Source organism: Saxibacter everestensis (genome assembly GCF_025787225.1).
Lineage (GTDB): Bacteria > Actinomycetota > Actinomycetes > Actinomycetales > Brevibacteriaceae > Saxibacter > Saxibacter everestensis.
The window spans coordinates 797,771-823,961 of record NZ_CP090958.1 but is presented as its reverse complement, the minus strand read 5'-3'; the positions used below and the strand labels follow the sequence as shown (position 1 = coordinate 823,961).

28 protein-coding genes, 3 tRNA genes and 1 CRISPR repeat array are annotated in these 26,191 nt (G+C 61.8%); of the genes, 16 read left to right on the top strand and 15 right to left on the bottom strand.

All coding sequences use genetic code 11. The annotated features are described in order from the left end of the window. Positions 1 to 336: 336 nt before the first annotated feature. Both LWF01_RS04060 and LWF01_RS04055 read left to right on the top strand, forming a co-directional pair. Positions 337 to 1,092, top strand: coding sequence for a hypothetical protein (locus tag LWF01_RS04060; RefSeq protein ID WP_349639762.1), 756 nt, complete (start codon positions 337 to 339; stop codon positions 1,090 to 1,092). Between the two features lie 407 nt (positions 1,093 to 1,499). Beyond that, positions 1,500 to 2,771, top strand: a complete 1,272-nt coding sequence (locus LWF01_RS04055) for a hypothetical protein (RefSeq protein ID WP_349639761.1) — start codon at positions 1,500 to 1,502, stop codon at positions 2,769 to 2,771. 301 nt (positions 2,772 to 3,072) lie between these two features. Here the strand turns inward: LWF01_RS04055 and LWF01_RS04050 are convergent, their stop codons facing one another. The 4 genes from LWF01_RS04050 to LWF01_RS04035 all read right to left on the bottom strand — a co-directional run bounded on the left by LWF01_RS04050 (position 3,073) and on the right by LWF01_RS04035 (position 8,304). Next, entirely contained in the window at positions 3,073 to 4,062 is a 990-nt protein-coding gene (locus LWF01_RS04050) for a patatin-like phospholipase family protein (RefSeq protein ID WP_349639760.1), read from the bottom strand. Positions 4,063 to 4,671: 609 nt separating this feature from the next. Then, positions 4,672 to 5,451, bottom strand: a complete 780-nt coding sequence (locus tag LWF01_RS04045; RefSeq protein ID WP_349639759.1) for a DUF6602 domain-containing protein — start codon at positions 5,449 to 5,451, stop codon at positions 4,672 to 4,674. Positions 5,452 to 6,598: 1,147 nt separating this feature from the next. Continuing rightward, complete coding sequence (locus LWF01_RS04040; protein WP_349639758.1) at positions 6,599 to 7,462, bottom strand: hypothetical protein; 864 nt, start codon at positions 7,460 to 7,462, stop codon at positions 6,599 to 6,601. After that, a complete protein-coding gene (locus LWF01_RS04035; RefSeq protein ID WP_349639757.1) occupies positions 7,459 to 8,304 on the bottom strand; it encodes a hypothetical protein in 846 nt (281 codons plus the stop codon). Before LWF01_RS04035 ends, LWF01_RS04040 begins: the two co-directional genes overlap by 4 nt. A 55-nt stretch (positions 8,305 to 8,359) precedes the next feature. On the opposite strand from LWF01_RS04035, the gene LWF01_RS04030 reads away from it, so the two are divergent. After that, positions 8,360 to 8,593 carry a hypothetical protein gene (locus LWF01_RS04030; RefSeq protein ID WP_349639756.1) on the top strand — a complete coding sequence of 78 codons (234 nt, stop codon included), beginning with the start codon at positions 8,360 to 8,362 and terminating at the stop codon, positions 8,591 to 8,593. A gap of 16 nt (positions 8,594 to 8,609) precedes the next feature. On the opposite strand, the gene LWF01_RS04025 is transcribed toward LWF01_RS04030, so the two are convergent. Further along, a complete protein-coding gene (locus LWF01_RS04025; RefSeq protein ID WP_349639755.1) occupies positions 8,610 to 8,837 on the bottom strand; it encodes a hypothetical protein in 228 nt (75 codons plus the stop codon). A 180-nt stretch (positions 8,838 to 9,017) separates the two neighbouring features. Between LWF01_RS04025 and LWF01_RS19245 the strand changes: the two genes are divergently transcribed. After that, a complete protein-coding gene (locus LWF01_RS19245; protein ID WP_432762012.1) occupies positions 9,018 to 9,215 on the top strand; it encodes a hypothetical protein in 198 nt (65 codons plus the stop codon). Here LWF01_RS19245 and LWF01_RS04020 read toward each other — a convergent pair. After that, positions 9,208 to 9,283: transfer RNA gene (locus LWF01_RS04020), tRNA-His, on the bottom strand. The genes LWF01_RS19245 and LWF01_RS04020 overlap by 8 nt on opposite strands. A 408-nt stretch (positions 9,284 to 9,691) precedes the next feature. Here LWF01_RS04020 and LWF01_RS04015 point away from each other — a divergent pair. The 4 genes from LWF01_RS04015 (at position 9,692) to LWF01_RS04000 (ending at position 11,734) form a co-directional block, all read left to right on the top strand. Further along, positions 9,692 to 9,767: transfer RNA gene (locus LWF01_RS04015), tRNA-Lys, on the top strand. Positions 9,768 to 10,115: 348 nt separating this feature from the next. Continuing rightward, the gene (locus tag LWF01_RS04010) at positions 10,116 to 10,652 is read left to right on the top strand and encodes a hypothetical protein (RefSeq protein WP_349639754.1); all 537 of its coding nucleotides are present in this window, start codon (positions 10,116 to 10,118) and stop codon (positions 10,650 to 10,652) included. Then, a complete protein-coding gene (locus LWF01_RS04005) occupies positions 10,649 to 11,287 on the top strand; it encodes an RES family NAD+ phosphorylase (RefSeq protein ID WP_349639753.1) in 639 nt (212 codons plus the stop codon). Before LWF01_RS04010 ends, LWF01_RS04005 begins: the two co-directional genes overlap by 4 nt. A gap of 120 nt (positions 11,288 to 11,407) precedes the next feature. Then, positions 11,408 to 11,734, top strand: coding sequence for a helix-turn-helix domain-containing protein (locus LWF01_RS04000; protein ID WP_349639752.1), 327 nt, complete (start codon positions 11,408 to 11,410; stop codon positions 11,732 to 11,734). Here LWF01_RS04000 and LWF01_RS03995 read toward each other — a convergent pair. The 3 genes from LWF01_RS03995 to LWF01_RS03985 all read right to left on the bottom strand — a co-directional run bounded on the left by LWF01_RS03995 (position 11,731) and on the right by LWF01_RS03985 (position 13,092). Further along, positions 11,731 to 12,261: a DedA family protein gene (locus LWF01_RS03995; RefSeq protein WP_349639751.1), complete on the bottom strand. Its 531-nt coding sequence runs from the start codon at positions 12,259 to 12,261 to the stop codon at positions 11,731 to 11,733. The genes LWF01_RS04000 and LWF01_RS03995 overlap by 4 nt on opposite strands. A 79-nt stretch (positions 12,262 to 12,340) precedes the next feature. Then, positions 12,341 to 12,682, bottom strand: coding sequence for a GroES family chaperonin (locus tag LWF01_RS03990; protein ID WP_349639750.1), 342 nt, complete (start codon positions 12,680 to 12,682; stop codon positions 12,341 to 12,343). 50 nt (positions 12,683 to 12,732) lie between these two features. Further along, a complete protein-coding gene (locus LWF01_RS03985) occupies positions 12,733 to 13,092 on the bottom strand; it encodes a DUF3618 domain-containing protein (RefSeq protein ID WP_349639749.1) in 360 nt (119 codons plus the stop codon). Positions 13,093 to 13,247: 155 nt separating this feature from the next. Between LWF01_RS03985 and bcp the strand changes: the two genes are divergently transcribed. Both bcp and LWF01_RS03975 read left to right on the top strand, forming a co-directional pair. After that, positions 13,248 to 13,727, top strand: coding sequence for a thioredoxin-dependent thiol peroxidase (bcp, locus tag LWF01_RS03980; RefSeq protein ID WP_349639748.1), 480 nt, complete (start codon positions 13,248 to 13,250; stop codon positions 13,725 to 13,727). Between the two features lie 77 nt (positions 13,728 to 13,804). Continuing rightward, positions 13,805 to 13,886: transfer RNA gene (locus LWF01_RS03975), tRNA-Leu, on the top strand. A 93-nt stretch (positions 13,887 to 13,979) separates the two neighbouring features. On the opposite strand, the gene LWF01_RS03970 is transcribed toward LWF01_RS03975, so the two are convergent. The 3 genes from LWF01_RS03970 to LWF01_RS03960 all read right to left on the bottom strand — a co-directional run bounded on the left by LWF01_RS03970 (position 13,980) and on the right by LWF01_RS03960 (position 17,336). Then, positions 13,980 to 15,134, bottom strand: coding sequence for an IS481 family transposase (locus LWF01_RS03970; protein WP_349639747.1), 1,155 nt, complete (start codon positions 15,132 to 15,134; stop codon positions 13,980 to 13,982). Between the two features lie 335 nt (positions 15,135 to 15,469). Then, on the bottom strand, positions 15,470 to 16,720 hold the full coding sequence (locus LWF01_RS03965) for a class I SAM-dependent methyltransferase (protein ID WP_349639746.1): 1,251 nt from the start codon (positions 16,718 to 16,720) through the stop codon (positions 15,470 to 15,472). Positions 16,721 to 16,871: 151 nt separating this feature from the next. Beyond that, positions 16,872 to 17,336 carry a hypothetical protein gene (locus tag LWF01_RS03960; protein WP_349639745.1) on the bottom strand — a complete coding sequence of 155 codons (465 nt, stop codon included), beginning with the start codon at positions 17,334 to 17,336 and terminating at the stop codon, positions 16,872 to 16,874. A 265-nt stretch (positions 17,337 to 17,601) separates the two neighbouring features. On the opposite strand from LWF01_RS03960, the gene LWF01_RS03955 reads away from it, so the two are divergent. The 5 genes from LWF01_RS03955 to LWF01_RS03935 all read left to right on the top strand — a co-directional run bounded on the left by LWF01_RS03955 (position 17,602) and on the right by LWF01_RS03935 (position 22,292). Next, the gene (locus LWF01_RS03955; protein WP_349639744.1) at positions 17,602 to 18,996 is read left to right on the top strand and encodes an MFS transporter; all 1,395 of its coding nucleotides are present in this window, start codon (positions 17,602 to 17,604) and stop codon (positions 18,994 to 18,996) included. 329 nt (positions 18,997 to 19,325) lie between these two features. Further along, complete coding sequence (locus LWF01_RS03950) at positions 19,326 to 19,880, top strand: peptidoglycan-binding protein (protein ID WP_349639743.1); 555 nt, start codon at positions 19,326 to 19,328, stop codon at positions 19,878 to 19,880. 212 nt (positions 19,881 to 20,092) lie between these two features. Next, positions 20,093 to 21,036: direct repeats of the CRISPR family, unit length 29 nt; unit sequence GTGCTCCCCGCAACCGCGGGGATGATCCC. A gap of 170 nt (positions 21,037 to 21,206) precedes the next feature. Next, on the top strand, positions 21,207 to 21,518 hold the full coding sequence (locus LWF01_RS03945) for a CRISPR-associated endonuclease Cas1 (protein ID WP_349639742.1): 312 nt from the start codon (positions 21,207 to 21,209) through the stop codon (positions 21,516 to 21,518). Then, a complete protein-coding gene (gene cas2e / locus LWF01_RS03940; RefSeq protein ID WP_349639741.1) occupies positions 21,518 to 21,973 on the top strand; it encodes a type I-E CRISPR-associated endoribonuclease Cas2e in 456 nt (151 codons plus the stop codon). The genes LWF01_RS03945 and cas2e overlap by 1 nt, the downstream gene beginning before the upstream one ends. Continuing rightward, positions 21,900 to 22,292 (top strand): universal stress protein, encoded by a 393-nt coding sequence (locus tag LWF01_RS03935; RefSeq protein ID WP_349639740.1) that lies wholly within the window; start codon positions 21,900 to 21,902, stop codon positions 22,290 to 22,292. The genes cas2e and LWF01_RS03935 overlap by 74 nt, the downstream gene beginning before the upstream one ends. A gap of 95 nt (positions 22,293 to 22,387) precedes the next feature. Here the strand turns inward: LWF01_RS03935 and sucD are convergent, their stop codons facing one another. Beyond that, complete coding sequence (sucD, locus tag LWF01_RS03930) at positions 22,388 to 23,269, bottom strand: succinate--CoA ligase subunit alpha (RefSeq protein WP_349639739.1); 882 nt, start codon at positions 23,267 to 23,269, stop codon at positions 22,388 to 22,390. 12 nt (positions 23,270 to 23,281) lie between these two features. After that, entirely contained in the window at positions 23,282 to 24,451 is a 1,170-nt protein-coding gene (gene sucC / locus LWF01_RS03925; protein WP_349639738.1) for an ADP-forming succinate--CoA ligase subunit beta, read from the bottom strand. Positions 24,452 to 24,670: 219 nt separating this feature from the next. On the opposite strand from sucC, the gene LWF01_RS03920 reads away from it, so the two are divergent. Continuing rightward, positions 24,671 to 25,180, top strand: a complete 510-nt coding sequence (locus LWF01_RS03920; protein WP_349639737.1) for a MarR family winged helix-turn-helix transcriptional regulator — start codon at positions 24,671 to 24,673, stop codon at positions 25,178 to 25,180. Positions 25,181 to 25,249: 69 nt separating this feature from the next. Here LWF01_RS03920 and LWF01_RS03915 read toward each other — a convergent pair whose 3' ends face one another. After that, positions 25,250 to 26,155, bottom strand: coding sequence for a GNAT family N-acetyltransferase (locus LWF01_RS03915; RefSeq protein WP_349639736.1), 906 nt, complete (start codon positions 26,153 to 26,155; stop codon positions 25,250 to 25,252). Positions 26,156 to 26,191 lie beyond the last annotated feature (36 nt).

Sequence of the window (26,191 nt, the reverse complement as noted above, 5' to 3'; positions counted from 1 at the left end):
AGGACCTTGTCAACCACGACGAGACGACTGCGGACGAGGCTACGAAGGCGCAGCGGCCGGAGGTCGCTTATCTGGCATTGCGTGGCGCTCTCTCAGCCTTCTCGCCTCCAGGATGCGGGCCTGCTCCGTCTGGGACGTGCCCCGCGGACGCCACACTTCCTTGGCTCGTCCTATTTAGGCACAGGCGTCGGCGCCTGTGGCGCTAGGTCATCCCTTGCGGTTGGCGTCTCACCACTCCCTACATCCAAGCGGAGGCGGGGCCTGGGCAACGTCAAGATCTCACTGCCAGTTCCATGGGAGATGTCCATTGTCAGTGCCATAAGCAACGCTGATTTCATGAGTAATCACAGCAACGCAACAGTCAGTGGAATTCGTGGATGGTGGACTGATGCGATTGGCGCAAAATGGACCCTGGCAGTGACGTTCTTAACATACGGATTGGCATCGGCCTGGTTCACCGACTACCTAACATCGGGCCGCTATCCGGTGGAATCCTTCGAGTCATCCCTTGCGAACCTCCACATTTTGAACCCTTATTGGCTTACTACAGGCCTCGCTTGGTACGAAGCCAATGGACTTGCTTTGCTTCCGTATCTCTGGCCATTGGCCTCACTCCTCTTCTTGCTTGGGGCAACCTCGAAAGCAGATTCCATTCAGCCAACAGTGGGGCTAGTTCTCACATTGCTCGCCGTGGATGCAGCGAAGAGTTTGATGCCAGTTGTCTGGGTGTTGGTAGTGATCAGCGCTCTTTGTATCGGCAACTGGGGCCTGAAACGACTTCAGCAAAACAATTCTCCGCGCGATAGAAGCGAGCCAACTCGACGGTCATCCAGCAGGATATTTATTGACGTCTTACTTGCTGTTGTCGCTCCTATCGGCTTTCTGTTTATGGTGTGCGCGACCTTATCGAACTGCTTCTACTACCCGCCCCGGAGCGAGTCCTGGAGCACCATCTCAAGTCTTCTCAAGCAGCTCGAGGACGAAGATTCAGTCCAAGCGAAACAGGCGCGAATTTCAATTCTTATGCAGTTACTTAACGACGATGACGTTGTAGATCGTTCAATGATCAAACACGTCATTCGTGAAAGCTAGACGACATGTTGGGTTTGAATGAGTCGGTTCGGCATGGCGAGTAGGCAGACGGGCCTGGATTGAAGGACGTTCGAGGGCCGATCGTGGGACGAATCGAGGCGGCTCAAGCAGTGCGTGCCGCTGCTAAGAGCGACAATCATGTTCGTCGTCACCTAGCTCGATGCTCACCCGCTACTTCGGTGCCGATCGACATCGGCGGACAAGAGTCGCTCCTGTGGCTGGCATCTCCCTACTGAGCGCCTCACAAGCCACCTGCTCATTAAAGTGTGGCAGGGCGTGTGTCTCCCGTTGATCTATCCATCAGTACCCGGCCGGGAGCTACCGTCTTATTGAGCGCCGGCTCAATACCACTCGCCGATATCGTGGCTCCACGGAACGGAATCGCCACGGCTTGTCGTATAAGAGATATGACTGATCAGAAAACCGCCAAAGAGACTGTGCCTATGTGTAACGAGGACTTTACCGAACCTACGGAGGCAGAGATCGAGGTGTTGCGCCAGGAGGAGGTGTTCGCCTCCACGGACCAGTCTGGACCTGACCTATATCCGCGGATGTTCAACATGTCGGCTGGCTTCATGTATTCAGCTACGCTGCACACCCAGGACCCGGCTGCACCCGAGTACCTGACTCTGCCAATGCCGTCCCCATCGTTTGAGGACGGGGAGTCACTTCGTTTCGAGCTGGCGGTCGCAAAGTGGAATACCGTGTGGGAGTCGGCGCAGTACCGTAGACGCGTCTTCGGCGCGGAGGACTTACCTCCTCGGCTGTACCGGATCGCCGATCGAGGCGACAACAACATCGTGTTCGTGCCCAGGACTCGTTCGCGCTACTACGAGTACGCTCCGCTGTTCCACCTGCTCCCGACTTCGACCCTTCAGTTGTTCGGTTTGCCACAGTTGACCGCGGGTCAGTGGCCTTTCAGCATCCGGACGGTGGACATTGACAACTACCTACCCGCGGACTTCGAAAAGCGCCTGGCACGAGCATGGGCGGCCACTGTCTGGCGGCACATGGTTCCCGGTTCGCCTCTGCGCGGTTTCAGCAAGGACGACCCCCTCCGTCTCCTCGCTCATAACCTGGACTACTGGTTGCCAGCTGCCACCGAGGTGATCCAGGACATCCTCAGAACATTCCCAACCGTGGACCAAGAGCTAATCTCCCCCACCGCCAGGCTCCTGGACAGTTCAGTACTTCCGGGTGTGACGGTAGAGTCCCCACGAAAGGGTGGAGATCTGTGGAGGGGCGAAGCCGATGCAAAAGATGTCCTTGCCGAGGTGGTCCATCGGGCCGACACCACAGGCCAGTTGCGAGCGATTCTGGAGGCGGTGCGCTCCAATAGAGTCGTCGACGACTTCTCCGACTTCTGGTCCTTCGAGAAGGAAGACTTTGAGCGCCGCCTGTACCACAAGCGCTCCAAGGTGAAGGTGACATTCGTTGAGCTCACGGACACAATTCCGGTCCAAGGCCCAGAGACCCAGGTCGTCGGCTCGATCGTGCATGGAGACTTTCTCGCGCTGCTCAACGCAAAAGATCGAGAGGTCGTCGTCCTGCTGTCTTCCGGAGTCACCAAACTAACCGAGATCGCACAGGTGCTGGGATACGCGAACCACAGCGCAGTCTCCAAGAGGCTCACACGGATACGCCGGCAGGCTGAGGAGTTCTTCGGACAGGTGGACTGACTGCGTAACGGAGATGCGGTCGGCCGGATGGGTCGCCACCAAAGGACATTCGAGGCGGAACCGTGCGGCAGGCTCGACACGGTTCAATTCTTTCTCACGTCCACCTAGACCGACGGCGACCACTGCGCTGGAGCCGACGTCCGAGACCTGGCCGAAACGCTCCAGGATTCACCCATGATTCCAGCTCCCGTTCGGCGACACAACATCCGGGTCTCGGTGCAGGACTCGTTGTCGACGCCCATGCGAAAGCCTCCGGGCTCTACCACGAGGGAGCCAACCGCCGCGCGGGAGTAAACGATCCTCACCGCGGCCGATAGGTATCCTTCCAACGCTGCCAATCCCAGGTGCTGAGGAATTTCCTTCCGGCACGCAGTCCGTTCTCGAACAGTAGGAGCTTGTCCTGCTGAGAGAGGTCGAAATCGGTGCTGCTGAAATCGCTGGTGTCGACGAAGGTCGTCCGAGCGGCCACCTCGGGGTTATCGATGTGGATCCGGTCGCGAGCATTGATCAGCGTTGTCAGCAGGGAGACGGCGAACTCGACCGTGTTGCGGTTGGACCGCCAGCCGGTTCTCGCCGTCTCCCGGCCCGAGAGCTTGATACCGAAGGTCGGCCAGCGAGCGGGCGCGGAGTCCGTGCGGTCGAAGATGCCGACCGGGAAGTTCGACAGCAGACCGCCGTCGACGCACAGCACCGACCGGTGGCCGACCACGGCGGGATTCGCCGGCAGTTTGACAGGGCGGAAGAAGAAGGGGATTGCCGCCGAGGCGCAGACAGCATCGGCGACCGGCTGGGTGTCCGGATCGAGCCCGAGCTGGGGACGATAATCCCAGGGCAGGCGCAGCATCCGTCCACGGGAGACATCGGAGACGATGACGACGAGCCGGTAGCGGCGCTCCGGCGGCAGCGAGCTGTCGGGATCGTCCTGCCGCAGGTCGCTCCATGTGTGCACCCCGTGCGTCGCAAGCGCCGCGGTGAGGAACGCATGCAGTGCGTCGTTGCGGTACATGCCCTTGTGGAAGATAAGCCCGAGCCCCTTGCCGAGCCACGGCGTGAAGCGGGACCAGGGCGGAAGATCCTGGAACTTGGTGAAGTCCTGGCGGAGCACTGTCGCCTTCATCGACTCCACGGAGGCACCCGCAGACACCAGGGCACCCACGATGGCACCAGCCGATGCGCCGGCGATGCGATTGAAGGAGTACGGGTCGGGCGCCTCCGCAAGGGCGTCGATCGCGCCGATCAGTCCCGGCAACTTGACCCCGCCGCCTTCAAGAACGAGATCCGCGACCGGCATATCTCCTCCAGCTGCCTCGGCCGGGCTGGGGAGCGCTCGGCCTGGTGGGCCTCAGTATGGCACGGAGCCGGCGGGAGCTGAGTGAATGCCGAGCACGCCAGGCTAGGTATGGCTTGGGAAGACGGGAAACGCGAGACGGCCTCGGCGCTTTGGCCGAGACCGTCTCGCTGGGGTGCCTGCGTAGTAAGTTCGTCAACTTTGCCCCAGGTCTAACACCCTGGTCCACGGTTGAAGCGGGTTGTCTTGCGGATGGCGCAGCGTCCGGGTTCCGCCCCGATCAGGGACTCGCGTGGCCCCGTGGTGCGGAGGATCGAAAATCTTCAACCTTTCCTCACCGCCTCCGAGGTCGACTGTCTCATAGACGATTATCGCAGCGGAGCGAGCCTCAACGAGCTTGTCGAGCGGTACGGCGTGCATCGGGCTACGGTTTCGAATCACTTGATTCACCGTGGCATCGACGGACTCCCGACTTGGGTGTCCAGGAAGCGGCCGAGGCGTGAAGCTTCGCTTGGGACGTGTGTCGATGCGATCGATTGCGCACAGCATGGGAGTGGGCCGCAAAGCCGTACGGCATGCGCTGCTCGAAGCATCGGCGATCAAACCACCGAGCTAGAAAGCAAACCCGTCCGGGATGTATCGCTGAACGGCGATTGGAGGGACTTGAGCCTGTAGAACATAGCGACACATGAGGATGTAGAAGAACAGGAGAGGGTGCTTCGTCTGTGAACTCAGTACATGTGATCCGGGAAAAGGTATTGCGTCGATGCCGCTTAACGGAAGGTTCCCATTTACCACGACTCCGCTGTTCATTACGCAGACCATATCGATACGCTCTTCTAATTCTCGATTCTGGTGCTCAACCTTGACCGCGTTCCCGATCACATCGATTGAAGGCCCATCAAAAGCGAATACAAAGTAGAAGACAGGAAGTGCATCCCACTCTTTCCCGTAGGCGGTCTTAACGGAGCGGATGACTGGGTTATCTTGCAGATAGTAGGCCGTCTTGTCGAGGCTCTTTAACAACTCCGCACTCTGCGCCAAATCTGGAACCTCTGACGTCCGTAAATTTGTCTTGCACTCGATCGCGGCAACCACGCCTTCGACCGGGAGGATCTGATTGTTGGCCGCGGCGTCGGAGAACAGTATTGGTGTTCGTTGAGCATCATAGAGGATCACGTCAAGTTGTTTGCTAATTGCGCCATGCCTATCAATCACTTGTCCGTGTGTGACTCCAATCGAGGCAGGGAGGTGGTTGCGCAGAAACTGGCGAAGAGCCTCCTCCACAGCTTCACCTTTAGTGAGGTTATGAGAAAAAGCCATTCGGCTTGCTTCCATTGAGGCGGACAACTGCGCGGAGACCTGACTCATGATGTCGACTAGCGAGGGCATGAGGAAAGGGTAGCCCCTGCGGAATCGATCAGAGGATCAGCAACGCGAAAACCCCTGAGGGAAGGCTGGTGTGAATCCAATCACAGCAGAGATCACCACTCCGGTGGCTTCGAGATCCGGGCGCCGAGCGTGGGTGGAAGCTGGTGTGCTCGTAACAGATGGAAGGTTGTAGCTGGTACCACCAGTGGTTGCCGGCTCCATCCGAGGGGTGCCCGGCCAGCTTGCCGGCTCGGTAGCCCTTGGTCGGGTTGATCAGACCGACAGGCACGCGGTTTCGACCACGCCATTAAGCACGTCAATGAGCAGGTACGAGGCGACATTGACGTCGGCCCCCTTCTCCTCCCGCCGAGCGACTGAAGCCATGAAGCGCGCTTTGGGCACATCGTTCTCTCCGCGCCGTCCAGCACCATCACCGGCCACCGGGGATGGGAGATCATTGGTTTCCCGTTGCGACCGGCGATCGCCAGCGGGGCTGTCGCCACGCGAGAAACGTAGTTGCCATAGCCGATGACAGAAGCCGATCCCGAATGCTCCAATGCTCTGAGATAGACGTCTTATTCCCGCTGGCCGGCCGGATTACTCGCGCCGCTGATCCGCGCGGTGCAGTAAGTGATGCTTTCGATCTCGGAGTCATCCCAGCGCGAGTGCTCTGTGATTATGTCAAGGGCAAGCGCCCGAAGATCGAGTCAACGCCACTCCGGGGTCGAACGACCGCAAATGCCACAACCTCCGTAGTAGAGGTTGTGGCCATCGATGTAGATACCGGCTTTCATAACGATGACCGTAGATCCCACTACCGACACGCTAAGGTGAGCGAGCCTCCGAGCAGGGCAGTGCGAGCCTGGTTGCATGAGCAAGAAGCGAAAGCCCCCAGTCGAATCAGGACCGTCGACTGACGAACTATGATCCTTGCTGGCTTCGTTGGAAGATACCGCTGCCGCGTTCGCCAGGCTTCTCGCGTTCGCAAGATCAGCAGAGCGCCTCGCGAACATCACCATGGAATCGCCACCGACGGGGCAGATGACGGCAGCGCCGCGCAACCATCTAGGAGCTTCACCCCAACAGCAGAGGAGCGGAAGGGCACTTTGGGCGCGGAGTCGCCCTTAAGAGGTGCGTAGTTCGGCCTGTCCTCGTTCCCGTCAGCGGGCTACAGGCTACCCACCGCCAGGTCGTTGCTGATCCAGCCGCGGACGATCTCGGCCACGGTTTCCTCGGCCGACAGGTCTACCGACTTATAGATCATCCCAATGAAGTCGGTCGGCATCCTCTCGATCGAGCCGTCCTTCAGGAGCGCGCAGCGGCGGCCGCTCATGATCATCGCGCCGACCTCGATGAGCAGGTTGTGGTTCACCCCCCGGTCCACCCGATCCTCGAACAGTGCGACGCCGTAGCGGCACGCCCACATGTGCGCAGTGACGTTGTCCCACAGATCATCCACAATCGCCCGGTCGGAGGCGAGGTGAAACTCCAGCCCGGCGTCGGCGCACACCTCTCGCACCACGGCTAGAGCACGGCCGACCGGGTCAGCGGTCCCCGCCTTGGCGTCCGGGAAGCGGGTCATACCGAAGACGTTGGTGTTGAACGGATGGTCGGCGAGGAACCCACGCAGCGGCTGGATGACGGCCGGCGGAGCCATGTGTACCGGGACCAGCGCGTGCTCGGTGTGACCGAGCACCGGGGCGTTCTCGTGCGCGGACTCGGCGACGAGGGCGACCAGGTCTAGGTTCGTCATCTGCTCGCGCACCCTGGCCTGCCCCTCGGGCGTCACCCTGTACGTGCCCCGTTGCGGCTGCTTGGTTAACCACCGCTTGGTTGACAACGCGGTGAAGACGTTCCCGATTCTCCCCGGCGCTGGCAGTGCGAAGGCATAAAATAGTCTGGCCACGTCGCCTGGGGAGAACGTACGGTCGGCGCACCGGCCCGCGGCCAGTTCGCTGAGGATTAGGGTCTGGAGCTGCAGGTCAAGCCGCTGCAGGCGCAGCGCGACCTGGTCGACGTGGCCCTCGGTCACGACTCAGCGCCGACGGTCTTCAGGTAAGCCTCGCCGTCTTCAGTGATGCGGACTGTCTTGTCCGTCGTAGAGGGGTTCAGATAACCGGAGGACCGGGGACCGCGCACTGCCCCGGCGATATTGCCACTGGGCACGCCCGCCCCGAGGTGGTCGGTGAGCCAAGCGATGTCTTTGTTGCTGAGGCCCCTGATGCCCCGGTTCTTCGCGAACTGCAGCGCCCACAACACCCGGTTGCCCTCGGACTTCATCTTGGCGTAGCTGGCCACGCCGTCCATGCGCGTCGGGAACTCGTCGATCGTGGAGAACACCTCAGGCTTCTCCTTCGCCGTCTTGGCGGCGCTGCGCGTCCTTCCGCCACCCGACGCGGACTTCGGGAACTTGAAGCCGCCATCGAAAATGCCGTCAATCTTGTTGGTGACGTAGTACTCGCCGTCGTCACCCTCGGCCAGCCAGCCCTCCCTCACAGCGACGCCAAGATCGCGGGTGAAGTTTGCAGGCGGGGTCTCGCGGGCCCGGCGGAACCGCGTCTTCACGTCCTCGACCTTGAACGTATCGCCACCGTCCTGCATGACGTACTGGCCAAGGGCGACGATCTTCTCCGGATTGGTTTTCGCCCCCGAGATGTCGAGCGCTTCGCGGGCGCTGGCGATCGCGTTCCCCCGATTCTTGGGGTCAGAGCCGCCGAGATCACCGGGGACCTCGGCACTGTCGCCGGTGAGGGACGCGCCGTTGCCCTCGTCGGCATTGAGGAATGTGATGATCTTGGCCGCTTGCGCGATAGTGATCTCGTCCTCGTAACTGATCTTGCCGGTGATGCTGAGCTTTACGGGGTTCTGACTCATATGGATCACTGTACTACATCCCGACCGTCATGTCGCAATGTCATACTTCAAGACAATGGCAGTGCAGGTATCCCGATTAGCGCCCTTGTTGCCGGGAACTCCCGCCGCGGGCACCAGGGTCGGAGGGCTGCATCTGGTACCAACAGTGGTTGCCGACGCCGTCGGTCTGCTCGCCGGCGAGATTGCCTGCGCGATAGCCATTGGTGGGGTTGACGAGTCCGATCGGGACGCGACCTCGTGCGAGGCGACGTTGACGTCGAAAACCCATCTCTTTGCGGCGAGCGACTGATGCCATGAACCGTGCGTCAGGGATGTACTGCTCGGCTCCGTCGTGCACCATCAACGGCCGCTGAGGATGGCTGACGACGGCCGGCAGTCGCGAGCGGAACCGTGGCAACCCGAGCGACGTAGTTGCCGTAGCTGATCTGAGTAATGAAGTCAGAGCGTTCCAGCGCACGAAGATAGACGTCCAGTTCGCGTTGGCCGACGGTGTTGCTGGCTCCGCGCACACGCGCGGTGCGGTAGGTGACCATCTCGATGATCCGGCCTTGCCAACGCGAGTGCGCAGACGGTATTGACTCAAGTGCAGATTGCGAAGAAGCGCGGACTCCACGGTCAGACCGTTCGAAAGCGCCTCATTCAGGCCGGTGTCGACACTCGTGGCCCGCCTTTGCGTGCTGACCGACGAGGACGTACGAGCAGCTCGCGCGGCCATGGACGACGGAGCCAGTGTCGGTGAGATCGCACGCGGGCTTGGCGTCGCACACACGACGGTCACGCGGTCGCTGGTACGTCGTGACGAAGCGCTGGCATCACCATCGCGCACCAGGCCGAGAAGGCCTAATGATCAGGGCAAACGCGAAAAGCGAGACGGCCTCAGCTCTTTGGCCGAGACCGTCTCGTTGGGGTGAGTAACGGGGCTTGAACCCGCGACCTCCTGGACCACAACCAGGCGCTCTGCCAGCTGAGCTATACCCACCATGTGCCGTGTAGATCGGTGCCGGATCCGGTCCCGTTCTGCACTGCAGCGTGTTCGAGTGTACCCAATCAGATGCCCAAGCCCCAAATGCGGATGAGGATTGGCACACCGCAGGGCAGGGGCACGCAGGAGGCCCGGCGGCGCAGCTCACGTCTCCCCCGCCGGCTTCACCCGCGGCGGATAGAAACAAGGCCCCGTTTGTGCGCTCGGCAATGGGCGATGACGTCAGTTCCTTGCCGCGATTCCCCCAGCAACTACGCGTGAAGGCGAACGTCCCGTGGCCTCGGATTCGGGCACTCCCCGGCCCGGTTTTCAGTGACCCCGATCACCTTTTCCTGGTGCTTAAACGGGCCGAAAACCTCGATTTTTGTTCGAGGCATAACTGCTGCTAGAGTTACGTGTCGTTGCGCACCTCTAGCTCAATTGGCAGAGCAACTGACTCTTAATCAGTGGGTTCTGGGTTCAAGTCCCAGGGGGTGCACCAAACGAAGGCCTCCGACCGGCCGCTATGCCGATCGGAGGCCTTTCTCGTTCCCCCGAACCGGTTGGACCGCGAGCTCCTAGTCAGGCCGCATTCAAGGCGCATTCCCGCACAGGGCTTAGGACGCGCGCCCACCCCGACTCCCATCCGAGATCCCGACGCCCCGAAGCAGCGCGACGCGCTCAACGATGTCGCGGCTCATCATGTTGGTCTCTTACGAAACTTGAACCCAGAACCCACTGATTAAGGGTCGTAACGGCTTCACGGCAACTCACATTCTCCGAACGCCCCAGGCGGCTGACAAAACTGACATAATGGAGCTAACGTAAGTTAATCAGGAAGGAGAGCCCAATGTCTCTAGCTCAGGCGTCGTCATCCCGTGTCGCAAAGGCTGACTCCCTTGCCCGATCCCGCGAGGCTCTTCTGCAAAGTCTGGAAGCCCTTGGGGAGGCATGGCGGTCGGTCCCGGATGAAGGCAGGGCTTCGGCTGCTTCGGTGCTGTCCACCGAAAACGCCTTTGACAAGATCAACCGCGAATTTGGCTTGTTGACCAGCGCGCAGGTCGCCGAACAGGTCGGCACGAAGTCCGTCAACAGGCAGTGGGCCTCCGAGCAGCGGCGGCTCGGAAAGCTGCTCGGTTTCCGTCGGGGCAGGCGCGACTACCTCTATCCCGGGTATCAGTTCGACGATCGAGGCGGCGTGCGAGACATCGTGCTCAAGGTAGCCGAGATCGCCAACGAAGCCGGTGCACACGAATCAGACGTAGTTCTCTGGTTCGTTTCAAAATCCCGCTGGTTCCCCAATGACGGCAGACCGGTCGATCATCTCGACTCCGTCCCGGAACTCGTCGTCGAGGCCGCGCACTCGGTGTTCGACACCCAGTGGTGAGCCAGAACGTCCCGGCCCCGCCCGAGCCGTTTGAGCCGCTCGAAGAGATCATTAAACGGGACGCACTGTTGTTTCGCGTGTTCACCGTGGCGGCGGGTAGGGGTGCCCTCTCGTTCAATCCCGGCTATGGAAGCGTCACAAGATTCGGCTTCTTTGGGCAACCTCGTGTGCCGATCCTGTATGCCGCCGATTCCTTGGAGGCAGCGGTGTGCGAGACGCTACTTCACGACGTGCCGGTCGAGGGCGGCCAGTTGCTGACGACGAACGTCGACCGGTCAGCTGCCGCAGGAATTCGACCTACCCGCAACCTGCGATTGGCCAAGTTTCATGGAACCGGGCTGCGCCGCTTGAAGGTGACGCAGGCCCAGCTCACCGATACGCCTCCCACCAAGTACGACCGCACAGTCCGATGGGCGGAAGCGGCTTACAGCGCGGGCTTCGACGGAATCAGTTGGATGAGCGCCAAATGCAACACCGATCGAGCCTTCGTTCTTTTCGGAGGCGACCGGGTTGCCACGGAAGATCTGCGAATTGATCGCGAACATGGTCACATCTTCCTCGCAGGCGCCGACCGGGAGTGGCTGATCGAGTTCTGTGCGACCTTGCACATAGACGTATCTGCACCGGTCCGGTAGAGGCAACAGCCTCCCCCACCGGCACTCCGGGATGTCTTCGCTCAGGGCAGACAGAATCCTGCCCGGTTATGGGCCGGTCTGGGCGTAGGGTCAAAGTGCCCCGGTTCAACGAGCTCAAGGATGACGATGCTGCTTCTTCGCGAAATTCTCGGCGACGCGCTTCGACGTATTCGTGTCGAGCAGAAGCGATCACTGCGCGAGGTTGCGGGGACCGCCCGAGTGTCGGTTCCTTACCTGTCGGAGATTGAGCGGGGACGCAAAGAGGTCTCGTCAGAAATTCTGGCCGCAATCTGCCGGGCGCTACACCTTGACCTCAGAAGCCTGCTCTCGGAGCTTCGCTTCCAGGAGGAAGCGACAGTGATTACTCTCCGCTCCTCCGGCGACATTGCGGCCGTCGGGTCCCAGCGCCGTCCGGTCTCCGGCAACGCCGTTCTTCGCGCCGCCTAGACCTGCGCCCGGCCGCGGACAACTTGCTCGTCCGCATCAATGGCCTCCGGTGCTTCTCTGCCCGCACGCCGCCTGCGCCATACGACCAGGGAGACCACGGCGGCGACGATGAGCGTGGCGATCACAGCGGCGCCGAACGGCGATTCGGCGGCAATCGCCACCCAAGCCCAGAGTGCCGCGATCCCAATCGTCGAATACACCAGCGCCCAGGCCGCACAGCCGACCAGCATCGCCAGCAGGTACTTCAGGAACGGCATCCGGGCAGCGCCGGCCAGCGCATTGATCGCGGTTTGGAGTCCCACGGTGAGGAATGAGAGCGAGATCGCCGGTGCGCCATAGCGATTCAACCGCTGCTCGGCCAACTGAACCTGCGGCCGATCAAGCAGCCGACGGCCCCAGCCGATACGCCGGGCACCGACCCCGGCCAGCCGTCCAAGCCAATAGGTGAGTTGCGCCCGCGCAAAGACAATGGCAAACAGAGCGAGATACACCAGGGAAAACGGTAATCCGTCCAGTTGCGCCAACACCGGCCCAGCTTAGCATTACCTAACTTGGACCTTCGGCGTACCCGGCGAAGGCGGATCTCCGAGCTAGTGACAGCCGAGATCAGAGATAGAGGCCGGTAGCTCCGTCTTCGACTTCGGGTGCGGCCACGGCATGGACGTCGCGCTCCCGCAACAGCACATAAGTGCTGCCCTGTAGCTCGACTTCGGCACGTTCTTCCGGGTCGAAAAGGACCTTGTCGCCCACCGAGGTTTGCCGGACGTGCGGCCCGGTGGCAACGACTTCCGCCCAGGAGAGGCGCTTGCCCATGGCTGCGGTTGCCGGAATCACGATGCCGGCTGAGGACTTTCGTTCGCCGGCATCCTTGTCAAGGGCGGCGAGGATCCGGTCGTGCAGCATGCGGATGGGCAGCTGGCCGGATGGCGATGCAGGACTATTGCTCATAACGAAAGCCAAGTGTACTTGCTTGTCCGGGTATCCCCGGTGGCCAGTGCCTAGCGATCGAGCTTGGCGAGCTTCTGCCTGAGTTTCGTCACCTTGCGCTTCTTGTTCGTACCTCGGTTGATCACGAGGGCGATCAGCGCGGCAACTGCGGCGGCGGCGACCGCACCAGCAGCGGCGACGCGTTCACCGCGAAGGTCGCCGTTGTCGGTGAAGAACGTATCCTTCGCCTTCTCCTGGAACGTTTGGCTGCTCCGGGCGATAACGGCCTTTGGATGCACCCGGCCAAGGAACTCATCGACATTGGCGGCCAGACGCTCCTGTCGCGCCTTGATGACCGTTTCCAGTTCCTCAGGACTGGACGATTTCGATGGTGTGAAGTCAGGGGCCAGGTTGGTTCCAGAGTGGCTCATTAATACTCGCTTCCTTGGCGATGACGGCGTCCCAGCAGTTACACCTGACGTTATCGTAAACAGTGCTGGCCCGCCGACGACGGCCCGATCGGTTATTTAAACTCCGACCAGTAAGCTCGGAAAAGACGACATCGATCGATACCGAGGAGAAGACCGTGGCAACCGAAGATTCACGACTCAGCGTTGGCGACCCGGCGCCCGACTTCACGCTTTCCGCCGCCGATGGGAGCCAGGTCTCGCTGTCCGATTACCGCGGGCAACGCACGATTGTCTACTTCTACCCCGCAGCCATGACCCCGGGTTGCACGACGCAGGCCTGCGACTTCCGCGATTCGATCGCTTCACTGACGGCGGCGGGATTTGCGGTGCTTGGCGTCTCACCCGACAAGCCGGAAAAACTGGCTCAGTTCGCCGAGCATGATGCACTCACGTTTCCGCTGCTTTCCGATCCCGATAAGAAGGTGCTCTCCGAGTGGGGCGCATATGGCGAGAAGAAGAACTACGGCAAAGTGGTGCAGGGCGTCATCCGCTCCACAGTTGTCGTTGACGGTGACGGCAAGGTCGAGCTGGCCCAGTACAACGTGAAGGCCACCGGTCACGTTGCCCGATTGCGCACCCAACTCGGCCTGGACTAACCCTGTTCAGCGGCCTCGGTGGATGCCATTCGGTGATTCTGATTTCGCTCCGGGGTGCCCTATAGTTGAAAGCTGTTGCGCGAGTGGCGAAATTGGCATACGCGCTAGGTTTAGGTCCTAGTGTCTTCGGACGTGTGGGTTCAAGTCCCACCTCGCGCACGATTGTGATGAGTCGGGACATCGTTTACGGATGAGTCGCGACATCGTTGACATAGAGAGCTCGCCTTGGTCTTCGGATCGGGGCGGGCTCTTTTATTGTCTGGGTTGGTAGTCGCGGTCGGGGTCGATGGTGAGTTCGCGGAGGATTTCTCCGGTGGTGGTTTCGGTGATGACTACGTCGCGGTTGTGGATGAGCATGAGCACGGGCTTGTGGGCGTGGGCGCGTCCGATGCCGATGTGGCGTAGGCGTGCGTTGTAGCGCAGGGAGATTTTTCCTGTGGTGTCGATGCGGTCGGTGCGGATCCGCCAGTGGCCGCCTTGCCGGGCGTTGAGGGGCAGTGCCTTTGGGGCGTTGTTGTAAACGTTGGCGGGTGTGCGTCGGTCCAGGGCGCGATGGGGGCGTTCGTGGTTGTAGATCTGCCGGAATTTTCCCAGTTGGTCGTTGAGTTCGATTAGGGTGTGCGCGGCGGGTTGACCGGTGAGCCATTTCTTCAGGGTTTGGTGGAAGCGTTCGATCTTGCCCTGGGTCTGCGGGTGTCCGGGTGAGCCGTTCTTCTGGGTGATGTTCAGGGCTGCGAGGAGCGTTTCGAAGCCGTTGCGTCCGCCTTTGCCGCCTGCGAAACGGGCGGTGTAGACGAGCCCGTTATCGGTCAACGTGGAGGCGGGGAGCCCGTAATAGCTGGAGGCTTGGGCAAAGGTGTTCACGACGACGGTTCCGGTCACGGGCCGGTAGGCGGTGCAGGCTAGTAGGTAGCGGGAGTGGTCGTCGAGGAAGTTGAGAATTTCTACGTCGGTGCCATCAGCCAGGGACCAGTGGGTGAAATCTGATTGCCAGGTCTCGTTTGGTTGGGCTGCTTCGAAGCGGTGGAGTGAGGCTTTGGGGCGTTTTTTCGGTTCCGGGGTGATCAGTCCTGCGGCGTGCAGGATGCGGCGGATGGTCGAGGTCGAGGGGGTGGCGTGTCCTTGGCGTTGTAGGTGCCATGCGATGGTTTGCGGGCCGGCGTCGAGCCCGGCAGCTTGGAGCGTGCCTCGGAGGTGGACGATTCTGGTGGCGATGTCATCCGGGGTGCGCTGTGGCACTGAATTTGGTCGTCGGGAACGTGGCTCGACCGCACTCAGGCCGCCGGCCCGATAGCGGCGGATCAACTCATGGACCCATTGCCGTGAGACGGCGTATTTGGCTGCGGCCTGGGAATGGCTCAACCCCTGCTCGGTAACGGCAAGAACGATGACTTTCTGCTTCGACATAGGACATCGTTGCCCACCCCGAGTGTCAACGATGTCTCGACTCACCGGCAAAGCATCACTGTCAAGGATGTCCCGACTCAGCTGTCAACTATGTCCTGAAACTACACACCACCTCGCGCACGATTGTGATGAGTCGCGACATTTTTCACAATGAGCCCGCCTTGGTCTTCGGACCGGGGCGGGCTTTCGCGTGGTCTAGGTTGGTACCCTCGGTCGCCGGATAGCCTGTTCCCTGGCCCTCGACTGACAGCTTAGGGACGTTGCGATTGAGAAATTTCGCACCCAACGTGGCAGTGGAACACGTCCGAGGGCCCGATCAGGGCCACCGCAAGCCGCTACCCCTTGACCGTGCGGGTGACGGTGAATTTTGGATTCCGCGCGATCTGCTCCGTCGGCCCCACCAGGCGTCTCAGTTCCTGCCGATATGGCAGGTGCGAATTGAACACGGTCCACATGGTCCCGCCCGGGATGAGCACCCGGGCCGCGGCCCGGAAGAGCTTGGCTGCAATGCCGGCATCGATCGCGGTTCCGTTGTGAAACGGCGGGTTACACAGCACGACATCAACACAGTCGGCCGGGAACGACGACATCGCGTCGTCCCGGATGACCCTGATCTGCCCGGAACCCGGCGAACCGTCCAGCCCAGACCCTGGCGGAACGTCGCCCGCCGCTCCCTCGGATCCCGAAGCGCCGAACGTATTAACCGTGCCGGCCGCGAGCCGGTCGCCGAACCCGTTGGCCAGCAGTGTGGCCAGGGTCGAGTTCACGGCTGCGCGCGACTCGTCGGTGGCTATAACCGTTGCAGCCGGATGCTGCGAGGCCAGCCACACACTGATAAGTCCGTTGCCGCAGCCCAGATCGACCACGGTCTCCGGGTTGCCAAGTTTGCCGTCAACAACTTCGAGCAGGAACCTGGTACCGAGATCCACCTTGGTGCCGCCGAACACAGCGCCATACCCGGCCAAGGTCAGGGCTAGGTCGGCGTGGAACTCGGTGCGCGGAAAGCCTGATTCATTGGCCGGAGTTCGGCGGCCGGAGGCGCGTAGCACCCGGGATTTCTGCCGGGCCAGGCTGGCCGAAACATCGGTAAAGTGTTCGCCCAGCACCCCGTTCATCGCCGGTGTTAGGTGCTTGATTCGGCCACCGGCGATGATCCGGACATCGGGGGCGGCGTGGCGCGCAACCGCCTCGACTATCTCTTCAAGCGCACTCAGGTTCTTCGGCAACTGCAGAAGCACCAATCGCGCGCCCTTCAGCAGCTCGGGGCCAATCCCTGGCATCGAAGCGGAAACGTCCGTCGCACCGTATTCATGTGCGTTGTGCTCCAGCGCCAGCTCCCCGATCCGTGAGTCCTGGTAGACCCGGATGCCGGTCGGGCGATCCCCCTGCGCTTCCTGGAATAGCTTGGCGATGCCGAGCGTCAACGCCCCAAACCGGTCCTCGATCACCACGATCTCGCCGGCGGCAACGGAATGCACGATCGACCGCGACTCATCGAGAATCAGCCGGTCGCTCGCATCGACCGCAACCAACGCGGTCGATTCCCGATCCGGGTAGCGGCGAAGGCGGCTCAGATAATCCTGCATCCCGCCATTGTTTCGCACGACGGGGTACACGAATGACGGGCGTCCCGCGGGACTAGGAAGACTCCGTCCGGAAGTTCGCTCGGCCGCAAGGGCGGTTGGGCAACAGTGCTACTTCGCACGGACGCGCCATCACGAGGATGGGACACGCCCATCATGGGGACCGGACGTCCGGGAGGCGACCTGGGTAAGGGATCTCGGGGCGCAGAGACTGGAGGTGCTCGATTTGGGCCCGCGTCAGTTCTCCCTTGCGCGCTTTTGTCGCGACGTTCATTGCGACAATGTCATCTGTAACGGCGCGAGGACTGTTTTCGGGCCTACCGTCGTGGATGTTCTGCGAGTGCTGTTGCATTATTGCCCACGCATAGACGGCACGCTGTTCTTTGGTGCTGCTCGCGATTTGCACGATTAGCCAAATGAGTGTGATCAGGAAGGCGATACCGATCAGGATCAGCATGAGGCCCCGCCCCGGTTCGGCATGTTTTCCGCCATCTGCGTTCGCTTCGAAGAGCAAGAAGCCGCCACCGATAAAACCGAGAAGCGTCATCAATGCGCAGAAGGCGATCTGGGTTGTCCAGTAGCCAGTGCCTTTATAGCTGCGCTGGGGTCTCTGGGGCATCGTCAGGAATCCTTGCGAATCGGGGGGCTCAAACAAATCCTAGCGAGGTACCCGGGCCGGTAGAACGCCGCCGTTATTTCGAACCGGCGGCACGAGTGCGGCCACGGCAACGCCGCCGGAGGAGCAGGTGATCTACAGCACCCCCGCTCAAACTTCAGGAGGATGTCCACCAACTGAGACCCGGCGGCATACGATTTACCCAACGACTCATTCCCTTGCCGCCCATGCGGAAGCGACAGACCGATTGCAAACGGAGCTCCCCTTCATGTCAGTTACCAAGGCAGCGCCGACCGGCGCGCCGCAAAACACCCGAGGCCGCGTGATCTTCGCGAGCCTGATCGGCACCTCAATCGAGTTCTATGACTTTTACGTCTACGCGACAGCCGCAGTTCTCGTCTTCCCCGCCCTGTTCTTTCCGAACGCGGACCCGACCACTGAACTACTGTCATCGTTCGCGGCCTTCGGGGCTGCCTTCGTAGCCCGCCCGCTCGGTTCGATTGTCTTCGGGCATTTCGGCGACCGGATCGGCCGCAAGGGCACGTTGGTCGCCTCGCTGCTGACGATGGGCATCGCCACCTTCCTGATCGGCTGCCTTCCGACGGCGCACACGCCAGGCTGGGCATTCCTTGCCCCTGCTCTGCTGGTGCTGATGCGGTTCGCACAGGGCTTCGGCCTGGGCGGCGAATGGAGCGGAGCGGCCCTGCTGGCAACCGAAAACGCGCCAAAGGGCAAGCGGGCCATCTACGGCACCTTCCCGCAGATGGGCGCCCCGATCGGGTTCATTATCGCCAACGGCGTCTTCCTGACTCTGAACCTCTCGATGACCCCAGAGGACTTCGCGGCCTGGGGTTGGCGTATCCCGTTCCTGCTCAGCTCGCTGCTCGTCGTTGTCGGACTGTACGTCCGGCTGAAACTGATCGAGGCGCCCGCCTTTCAGAAGGTCCTGGATAAAGGTGAGGTCGCCAAGCTCCCGGTATCGCGCGTTTTCCGCACCAGCTGGAAGCCGCTGGTTCTCGGCACCTTCATCATGCTGGCCACCTATGTGTTGTTCTACCTGATGACGGCGTTCACCTTGACCTACGGCACCACACCGAGCTCGGCGGATGCCGCGGCCGCCGCAGCCGAAAAGGCTGGCAAACCATTCGACCCGGCAGGTTTCGTTCCGGGCCTTGGTTACGAACGAACCGACTTCATCCTGATGTTGATCTTCGGTGTCGTCTTCTTCGGAATTTTCACCCTGGTCGCCGGGCCGCTAGCAGAAAAGTTCGGCCGCAGGAAGATGCTGATGCTCGTCACGCTGGGCATACTCGTCTTCGGCGCCCTCTGGGTGCCGCTGTTCTCCGGCGGCCTGATCGGCACCCTGGCCGTACTTGTCATCGGCTTCACCCTGATGGGGCTCACCTTCGGCCCGATGGGCGCGCTGCTGCCCGAGATGTTCCCGACCAATGTGCGCTATACCGGTTCCGCGGTGAGCTACAACATGTCGAGCATCCTCGGTGCCGCGGTAGCTCCGTTCATCGCCATCGCCCTCTGGGAAGCAATGAAGGGCAGCACGCTGCTGGTCGGGCTATACCTGAGTGGATCTGCGCTACTGACGCTGATCGCGCTCTTCCTGAGCAAGGAAACTCGAGACGTCGACTACGAAGGCAATATCTCGTAGCTGATCCCGCCGCCGATTGAGGCCCGGTTCCCTCTGTGGAGCCGGGCCTCATTTGCGCGCAGTTTGCGTTACCCATTCGTTACCTCGTACCGTTGATAACGAAAACATAACGGCGCGCTCGACCTAGCGCCGCCGAGCTGGCCATCGCCAGGAGTTGGCCAACGCCAGCCGGATCCAGAGGCAGTCGGACCAGAGGCTTGCTGCCGCAGGTACACGGGAGCTACACCGTCCGCCGGGTTCAACCGGATCCGCCCAGTCGACACGCCAACGGCGTTCCCGGCAGCAGATTCCTGCACTCCATACCGCCAACCGTAAGGACCTACTCTTCTATGCCGCTTACTCATCGTTCGCCACGCGGAACCATCGCCGCCGCCATCATCGCCGGTGGCGCACTGCTACTGACACCCGGAATGGCGCATGCAACAACGCCGGATACCGCGGCTGCGCACCAGGTCGCCGGTGCTTCATTGGCGCTCGACGAGGTCGAGAACGCCCGCACCGTCATCGCCGTGGGTAAAGGCGCGGGCATCTCGAACGAGGGCATCGTCATCGCCTTGATGACCGCCCGGCAGGAATCGCAGTTCAAGAACTACGAGCAGGCTGTCGACCACGACTCGCTTGGCATCTTCCAGCAGCGGCCGGCGATGGGTTGGGGCTCGCCCGACCAGATCACCGATCCTGAAACCGCCGCCAAGTCGTTCTATGGCGTGTCCGATGTGACCTCTAACCCAGGATTGACGGACATCGATGGCTGGGAAGACATGGCGCCCACCGAAGCCGCGCAGGCAGTGCAGCGCTCCGCCTACCCGGATGCCTACGCACAGTGGCAGGGCTGGGCCGAAGACTTCCTCGACCAGAACGCGGGTGTCGCCCCAATCAAGTAGGTCAACTGCACTCAGGGCGGTTTGTTACCGGGTCTGCCGGGACATTTCGTGTTAACTCTTGGGCGTTCCGTCATTTAATTCCGAGTCGGTCGGCGCAGTTCAAGCCTCTTGAACGGCAAGGTCAGGAGCGCTGCAACGACGCCGGGTGGGATTTCAAAAGTAAAGGGAAGAGCTGCCCGCTGATATCGTCGTCCCAGGTCAGCAAGTGTGCTCAGCTCCCCGCAACCGCGGGGATGATCCCTTTTGGCCGACCCGGACGACGCTGTCAATGTGGTGCTCCCCGCAACCGCGGGGATGATCCCAGGCCCTGCAGCGGCAGGCAGGCAAGGGGCTGGTGCTCCCCGCAACCGCGGGGATGATCCCAAATACTCCAGATCTTCGCCGAGCTTCGCCGCGTGCTCCCCGCAACCGCGGGGATGATCCCAATCCGACCAGTAGGAAGTGAGCCGGGCGTGTGTGCTCCCCGCAACCGCGGGGATGATCCCCGCCACGGCCCGACGTCGAGCAGAGCTTCGGGTTGCTCCCCGCAATCGCGGGGATGATCCCTCGCAGCCGGGGTTGGACGCATAGTTGGTTCGGTGCTCCCCGCAACCGCGGGGATGATCCCTCGCAGCCGGGGTTGGACGCATAGTTGGTTCGGTGCTCCCCGCAACCGCGGGGATGATCCCAATGCGGGTCTCGTCTGGTGCGGACTGCCGTGGTGCTCCCCGCAACCGCGGGGATGATCCCGACCACTTCTGGGCGCAAATGGACTACCTGACGTGCTCCCCGCAACCGCGGGGATGATCCCTTGCCGTCGTCGTAATATCGGTAGGCTTTCTGGTGCTCCCCGCAACCGCGGGGCTGATCCCTCATACACGAAAGCGGCGAACCTGAGTTCCGCGCGCTCCCCGCAACTGCGGGGATGATCCCAGCAACCTTTTCGGGCGGGGTGAATGGTGATGGTGCTCCCCGCAACCGCGGGGATGATCCCGCGCCCACCAAAGCCTACTCGTGGGCTGGCACGTGCTCCCCGCAACCGCGGGAATGATCCCAGGCCCGATGGACGATCTTGGGACACGATTCGGTGCTCCCCGTAACCGCGGGGATGATCCCTCTTTCGTCGCGCCGCGAGGCGCATACGGGAGGTGCTCCCCGCAACCGCGGGGATAATCCCGATCCGTACACCCTCGCTCTGTATGGCCTGCCGTGCTCCCGCAACCGCTGGGATGATCCCGTGAACAAGGCGTTCGGTGACGTGGGTGACTTTCTGCGGCGAACACAACCCTGTACGGGGTTGTACATGCCGTCATTGTCGCTCTCGGTTGTTCGCCCGGTTTAGGCTTCGTGCACACCGGGCATATCCGATCCTTTGTCTACGATATTGCCGATTTGTACAAGGCAGATCTCACGATTCCGCTAGCCTTCGACTTGGCAAGCAAAGAAATCGAAGACTTGGGGCGTGCCGCGCGACTCGCTTTGCGCGATAAATTTCACGGCAGCGCATTCCTCAATCAATGCGTGAAGGACATCCGACATTTACTATTGCCCGACGATGAGGTACAGGATTCCGACGATCTGGGTCACGACGTTGTCCAGCTTTGGGACGGATCACAAAGAAGCGTCGCTGCGGGCACTTCGTATGACGTGGATTTCTGATGGTCGTGCTGGTGCTATCCGCCTGCCCCGTCGGACTTCGCGGACAGCTCACGCGCTGGCTGCTTGAGATCTCAGCGGGCGTATTTGTGGGCCGCGTCTCGACCCGGGTACGGGATTTGTTGTGGCAGCGAGCTGTCGAAATGGTCGGTCAGGGCCGCGCAATCATGGTCTATTCAGCTGCAAACGAGCAACGCTTGGAGTTTAGGGTGCATGGACATCATTGGGAACCGGTGGATTTTGACGGGATTTCCTTAATGATGCGGCCAAATGAAGGTGGCGACGTAGAGTCTCGAACAATGCCCCAAACAGGTTGGAGCAGTGCCTCCAGCGCCAACACCTCAACCGCCGGTAGTCTTTGGCGAGACGAAAGCGAGTGTGAAAATGACCATTCTTGTTGGCTACACCCCGAACCGAGAGGGCGAAGCAGCCCTCGACTACGCGATCAAGCAGGCTGAGTTCTTCGCGGAGGATTTGCTCGTCGTCAATGCTGCCGCCGAACAGACCCAGGCCGATGACCTGCGGCTGATCGACGAGCAGCAGGCGAACCGGATTCGCACCTGGCTGGCTGAAACCCCGCTGAGCTACGACGTCAGGAAGTACATCCGCGGCAAGGACGCGGCGGAAGAGATCATCGAGCTATCCGAAAAGCACCAGGTCAGCCTGATCGTGCTCGGCATCCGCAAGCGCTCCCCCGTCGGCAAACTGCTGCTCGGCAGCGTGGCACAGTCCGTGCTGCTACGAGCTACCGTGCCGGTCACCACCGTCAAAGCCTGACCGCGTAAGCATCCCCGCACGGCCCGAGCGCAGCACAATGGCCCGGCACCCCTACTACAGGGGCACCGGGCCAGCAAACGCGTTCAGTCGTGCTTTTAAGCGAGAATGTCCCGCATCAGCTGAGCAGTCTCGCTTGGCGTCTTGCCAACCTTGACACCGGCAGCCTCAAGCGCTTCCTTCTTCGCCTGGGCGGTACCAGCCGAGCCGGACACAATTGCGCCGGCATGGCCCATCGTCTTGCCCTCTGGCGCGGTGAAGCCGGCAACGTAGCCGACGACCGGCTTGGTCACATTCGCCTTGATGAAGTCAGCCGCGCGCTCCTCGGCGTCGCCACCGATCTCACCGATCATCACGATGGCCTTGGTTTCCGGATCGGCCTCGAATGCCGCCAGGGCATCGATATGCGTCGTGCCGATCACCGGGTCGCCGCCGATACCGATGGCGGTCGAGAAACCGAGGTCGCTCAGTTCGAACATCATCTGGTAGGTCAGGGTTCCCGACTTCGACACCAGGCCGATCGGGCCCTTGCCGGTGATGTTTGCCGGGGTGATGCCGACCAGCGATTCGCCCGGCGTGATGATCCCGGGGCAGTTCGGTCCGATGATCCGCGTCGTGTTTCCCTTTGCCTGGGCGTAAGCCCAGAACTCGGCGGAATCCTGTACCGGAATACCCTCGGTGATGACGACCAGCAGCTCGATCCCGGCATCGATAGCCTCGATTACCGCGTCCTTGGTGAAAGCCGGTGGAACGAAAACGATGGAGACCGTGGCACCGGTCTTTTCGATCGCCTCGCTCACCTTGCCGAAGACCGGAAGCTCGACATCGCCGTGCGTCACCGTGGTGCCGGCCTTGCGAGCGTTGACCCCGCCGACGACCTGGGTGCCGGCCTTCAGCATCAGAGCTGTGTGCTTGGTGCCTTCGCCTCCGGTGATGCCCTGGACGATGACCTTGGAATCCTTGTTTAGGAAGATTGACATGTTGTAGTCCCCTTACTTCGCTGCAGCAGCGAGCTCGGCGGCTTTGTCGGCCGCGTCGTCCATGGTGCCGACCAGGGTGACCAGCGGATGCGCGGCCTCTTCGATGATCCGGCGTCCCTCTTCCACGTTATTGCCATCCAGGCGAACCACCAGCGGCTTCGATGCCTCGTCGCCGAGGATGCCCAGCGCCTTGACGATCCCGTCGGCGACCTTGTCGCAGGCGGTGATTCCGCCGAAGACGTTGACGAAAACACTCTTGACCTGCTCGTCGCCGAGGATGACGTCGAGTCCGTTGGCCATCACCTCGGCGGAAGCTCCACCGCCGATGTCGAGGAAGTTGGCCGGCTTGACGCCGCCATGCTTCTCACCTGCATAGGCAACGACGTCCAGAGTGGACATCACCAGCCCGGCGCCGTTTCCGATGATGCCGACCTCGCCGTCGAGCTTGACGTAGTTCAGGTCGTTTTGCTTGGCCTTGAGTTCCAGCGGGTCAGCGGATTCGTTGTCGGCAAGTGCCGCGTGATCCTCGTGACGGAACTCGGCGTTCTCGTCCAGGCTGACCTTCCCGTCAAGGGCGATGATGTCACCGCTGGCAACCTTCACCAGGGGGTTAACCTCGACGAGCGTGGCGTCCTCGTTCTTGAAGACATCCCACAGCTTGATCAGCACAGCCGCCACCTTGGGAGCGGTCTCCGCGTCAAAACCAGCGGTCTCAACGATCTCTTTAGCCTTGGCCTCGTCGATTCCGTGGATGGCGTCCACCGGCACCTTGGCTAGCGCCTCGGGGCGTTCCTCGGCAAGCTGCTCGATTTCCATACCGCCCTCAACCGAGCACATGGCCAGGTAGCTGCGGTTTGCCCGGTCGAGCAGAACCGAGAAATAGTATTCCTCGGCGATGTCGGCGCCCTGGGCAATCATGACCTTCTTGGTGATGTGCCCCTTGATATCGAGACCGAGGATGTCGTTCGCACGGGCTTCCGCCTCGTCCGGGTTCTTGGCGACCTTGACGCCGCCGGCCTTGCCGCGACCGCCCATTTTCACCTGGGATTTAACGACGACAACGCCGCCTAGCTTCTGCGCGGCTTCGCGCGCTTCTTCCGGGGTTTGCGCGACGACTGCGTCGAGCACGGGCACACCGTGCTTGGCGAAGAGGTCCCGCGCCTGGTACTCAAACAGGTCCACGAGTTTCTTCTTTCTGTTTGGCGATCATCATCAATCAGTCCATCCGAAACTTTAGTGCGCAACCGGGATCCACGCACGTTTACCGGCGAAAATGCGACCAAGCGCACACCGGCATCTGCAGTGAAGTCGCGGTAGTCACGGACAGCGGCGGCAGGCAAGTTAAGTCGACATCAAGAAACTTGACGTCAAGAACCTTGACGCAAGAGTAAACTTGTTTTCATGGATGAGGTTGACCGGATTGTAGCGGCCTGGCGCCGGGAACGGCCCGATCTCGACGTCGCGCCAATGGAAGTGCTTTCCCGGGTTTCCCGCCTGGCCCGGCACCTCGACCTGGCCCGCAAATCCACCTTCGCCAAGCACGGCCTCGAGGTCTGGGCTTTCGACGTGCTTTCAGCCCTTCGCCGGTCCGGCGACCCGTACAGACTGTCGCCGAGCCAACTGCTTACCCAGACACTCGTCACCTCGGGCACGATGACGAACCGGATCGACCGGCTGGTCACCGCGGGCCTGGTGCAGCGGCATCCGGATCCTGCCGACCGGCGCGGCGTCCTCGTGCAGCTGACCGAGGCCGGCCGGGCCAAGGTCGACGGCTCATTGCAGGACCTGCTCGACATCGAGCACGAGCTGCTGGCCGAACTCGCCGACCCGCAGCAGCGCCGGCTCGCCGATCTGCTGCGGAAGCTGTCCAGCAACTTCGAGCTGGACCACAGCTCGGCCGGCGTTGCCTGAAGCTGTTCCCACCGCTCCCAAAGTGGCTGCCGGCGTTGCCTGAGCTGTTGCCGTCGGCCGCTGCTAGGGTCAGGTACCGATCACCAGCGTTTCGCTGACCACCCGGCCCTTTCCTGCGGCAACCACCTCGTCGACCACCTCGGCAACGGAGCCCAGAGAATCATCGACCTCCACCTCGACCGGATGATCAACTATGAGCTGGCCGATCAGGGCCCTGACGTCGTCACTGCCGCCCTCGGCCCCTTCGGCCACCGAAGTGCCGACCAGTAGTTCCGCCGGCGATTCGTCACCCTCCTCGGCGTAGCTGATCGCGAACGCGCGGAGCTTCCCGTTCCGGCGCAGGATGGCGGCGGCCCGGGCACCGGACGCTTCGCCGAGGAACATCGCATTCACCCGGCCGATCCCGGGATTCGCCGCCGGGTCCCAGTCCTGGTGAGCTGCGGCATACCAGTCCCACAGCGCGGTCGTGAGCTCCACTGATCCGGTCGCGACAACCTCGATATGCAGCGCGGCGTCCCTAGCCTCGTCGACGTCCGGGGCTGGGAGCGCGCCGGCCTCCAACTGAACCATTCGCGAGCGCTGCAGCGTCCGGAAGCCGGCTGCCTGCGCGAACGCCTCGCCGGCTGCGCCGGGAGCGACCTTCGCACGCAGCGGCAGTCCATCGATCCGGGTCCCGGCAACGGCTTCGCGCAATGCGGTAAGCAGCGCAGTCCCGACGCCGGCCCTTCGCTCCTGCGTCGCCACCTCGACGTAGGCCCAGGCACGACCGGGATGGATCGAAGCCTCGACAATGTATCCGGCGGCCACCGGGATGCCTTCCCGTTCGGCTACCAGAGTGCGGACCACCGGCGTATCGGATTCCGGCCGGAACAGGGCGCGGGCGGCACTGGCCGACGGGGATGGCGCGTCGCCCCACAATTCGTTCAGGTTCAGGTCATCGCGGTCTTGCCAGGGCCTGAATTCCAGCTCAGTCATCGCTTCCTTTCCAAAAAGGCGGCTAATCGAACAAAC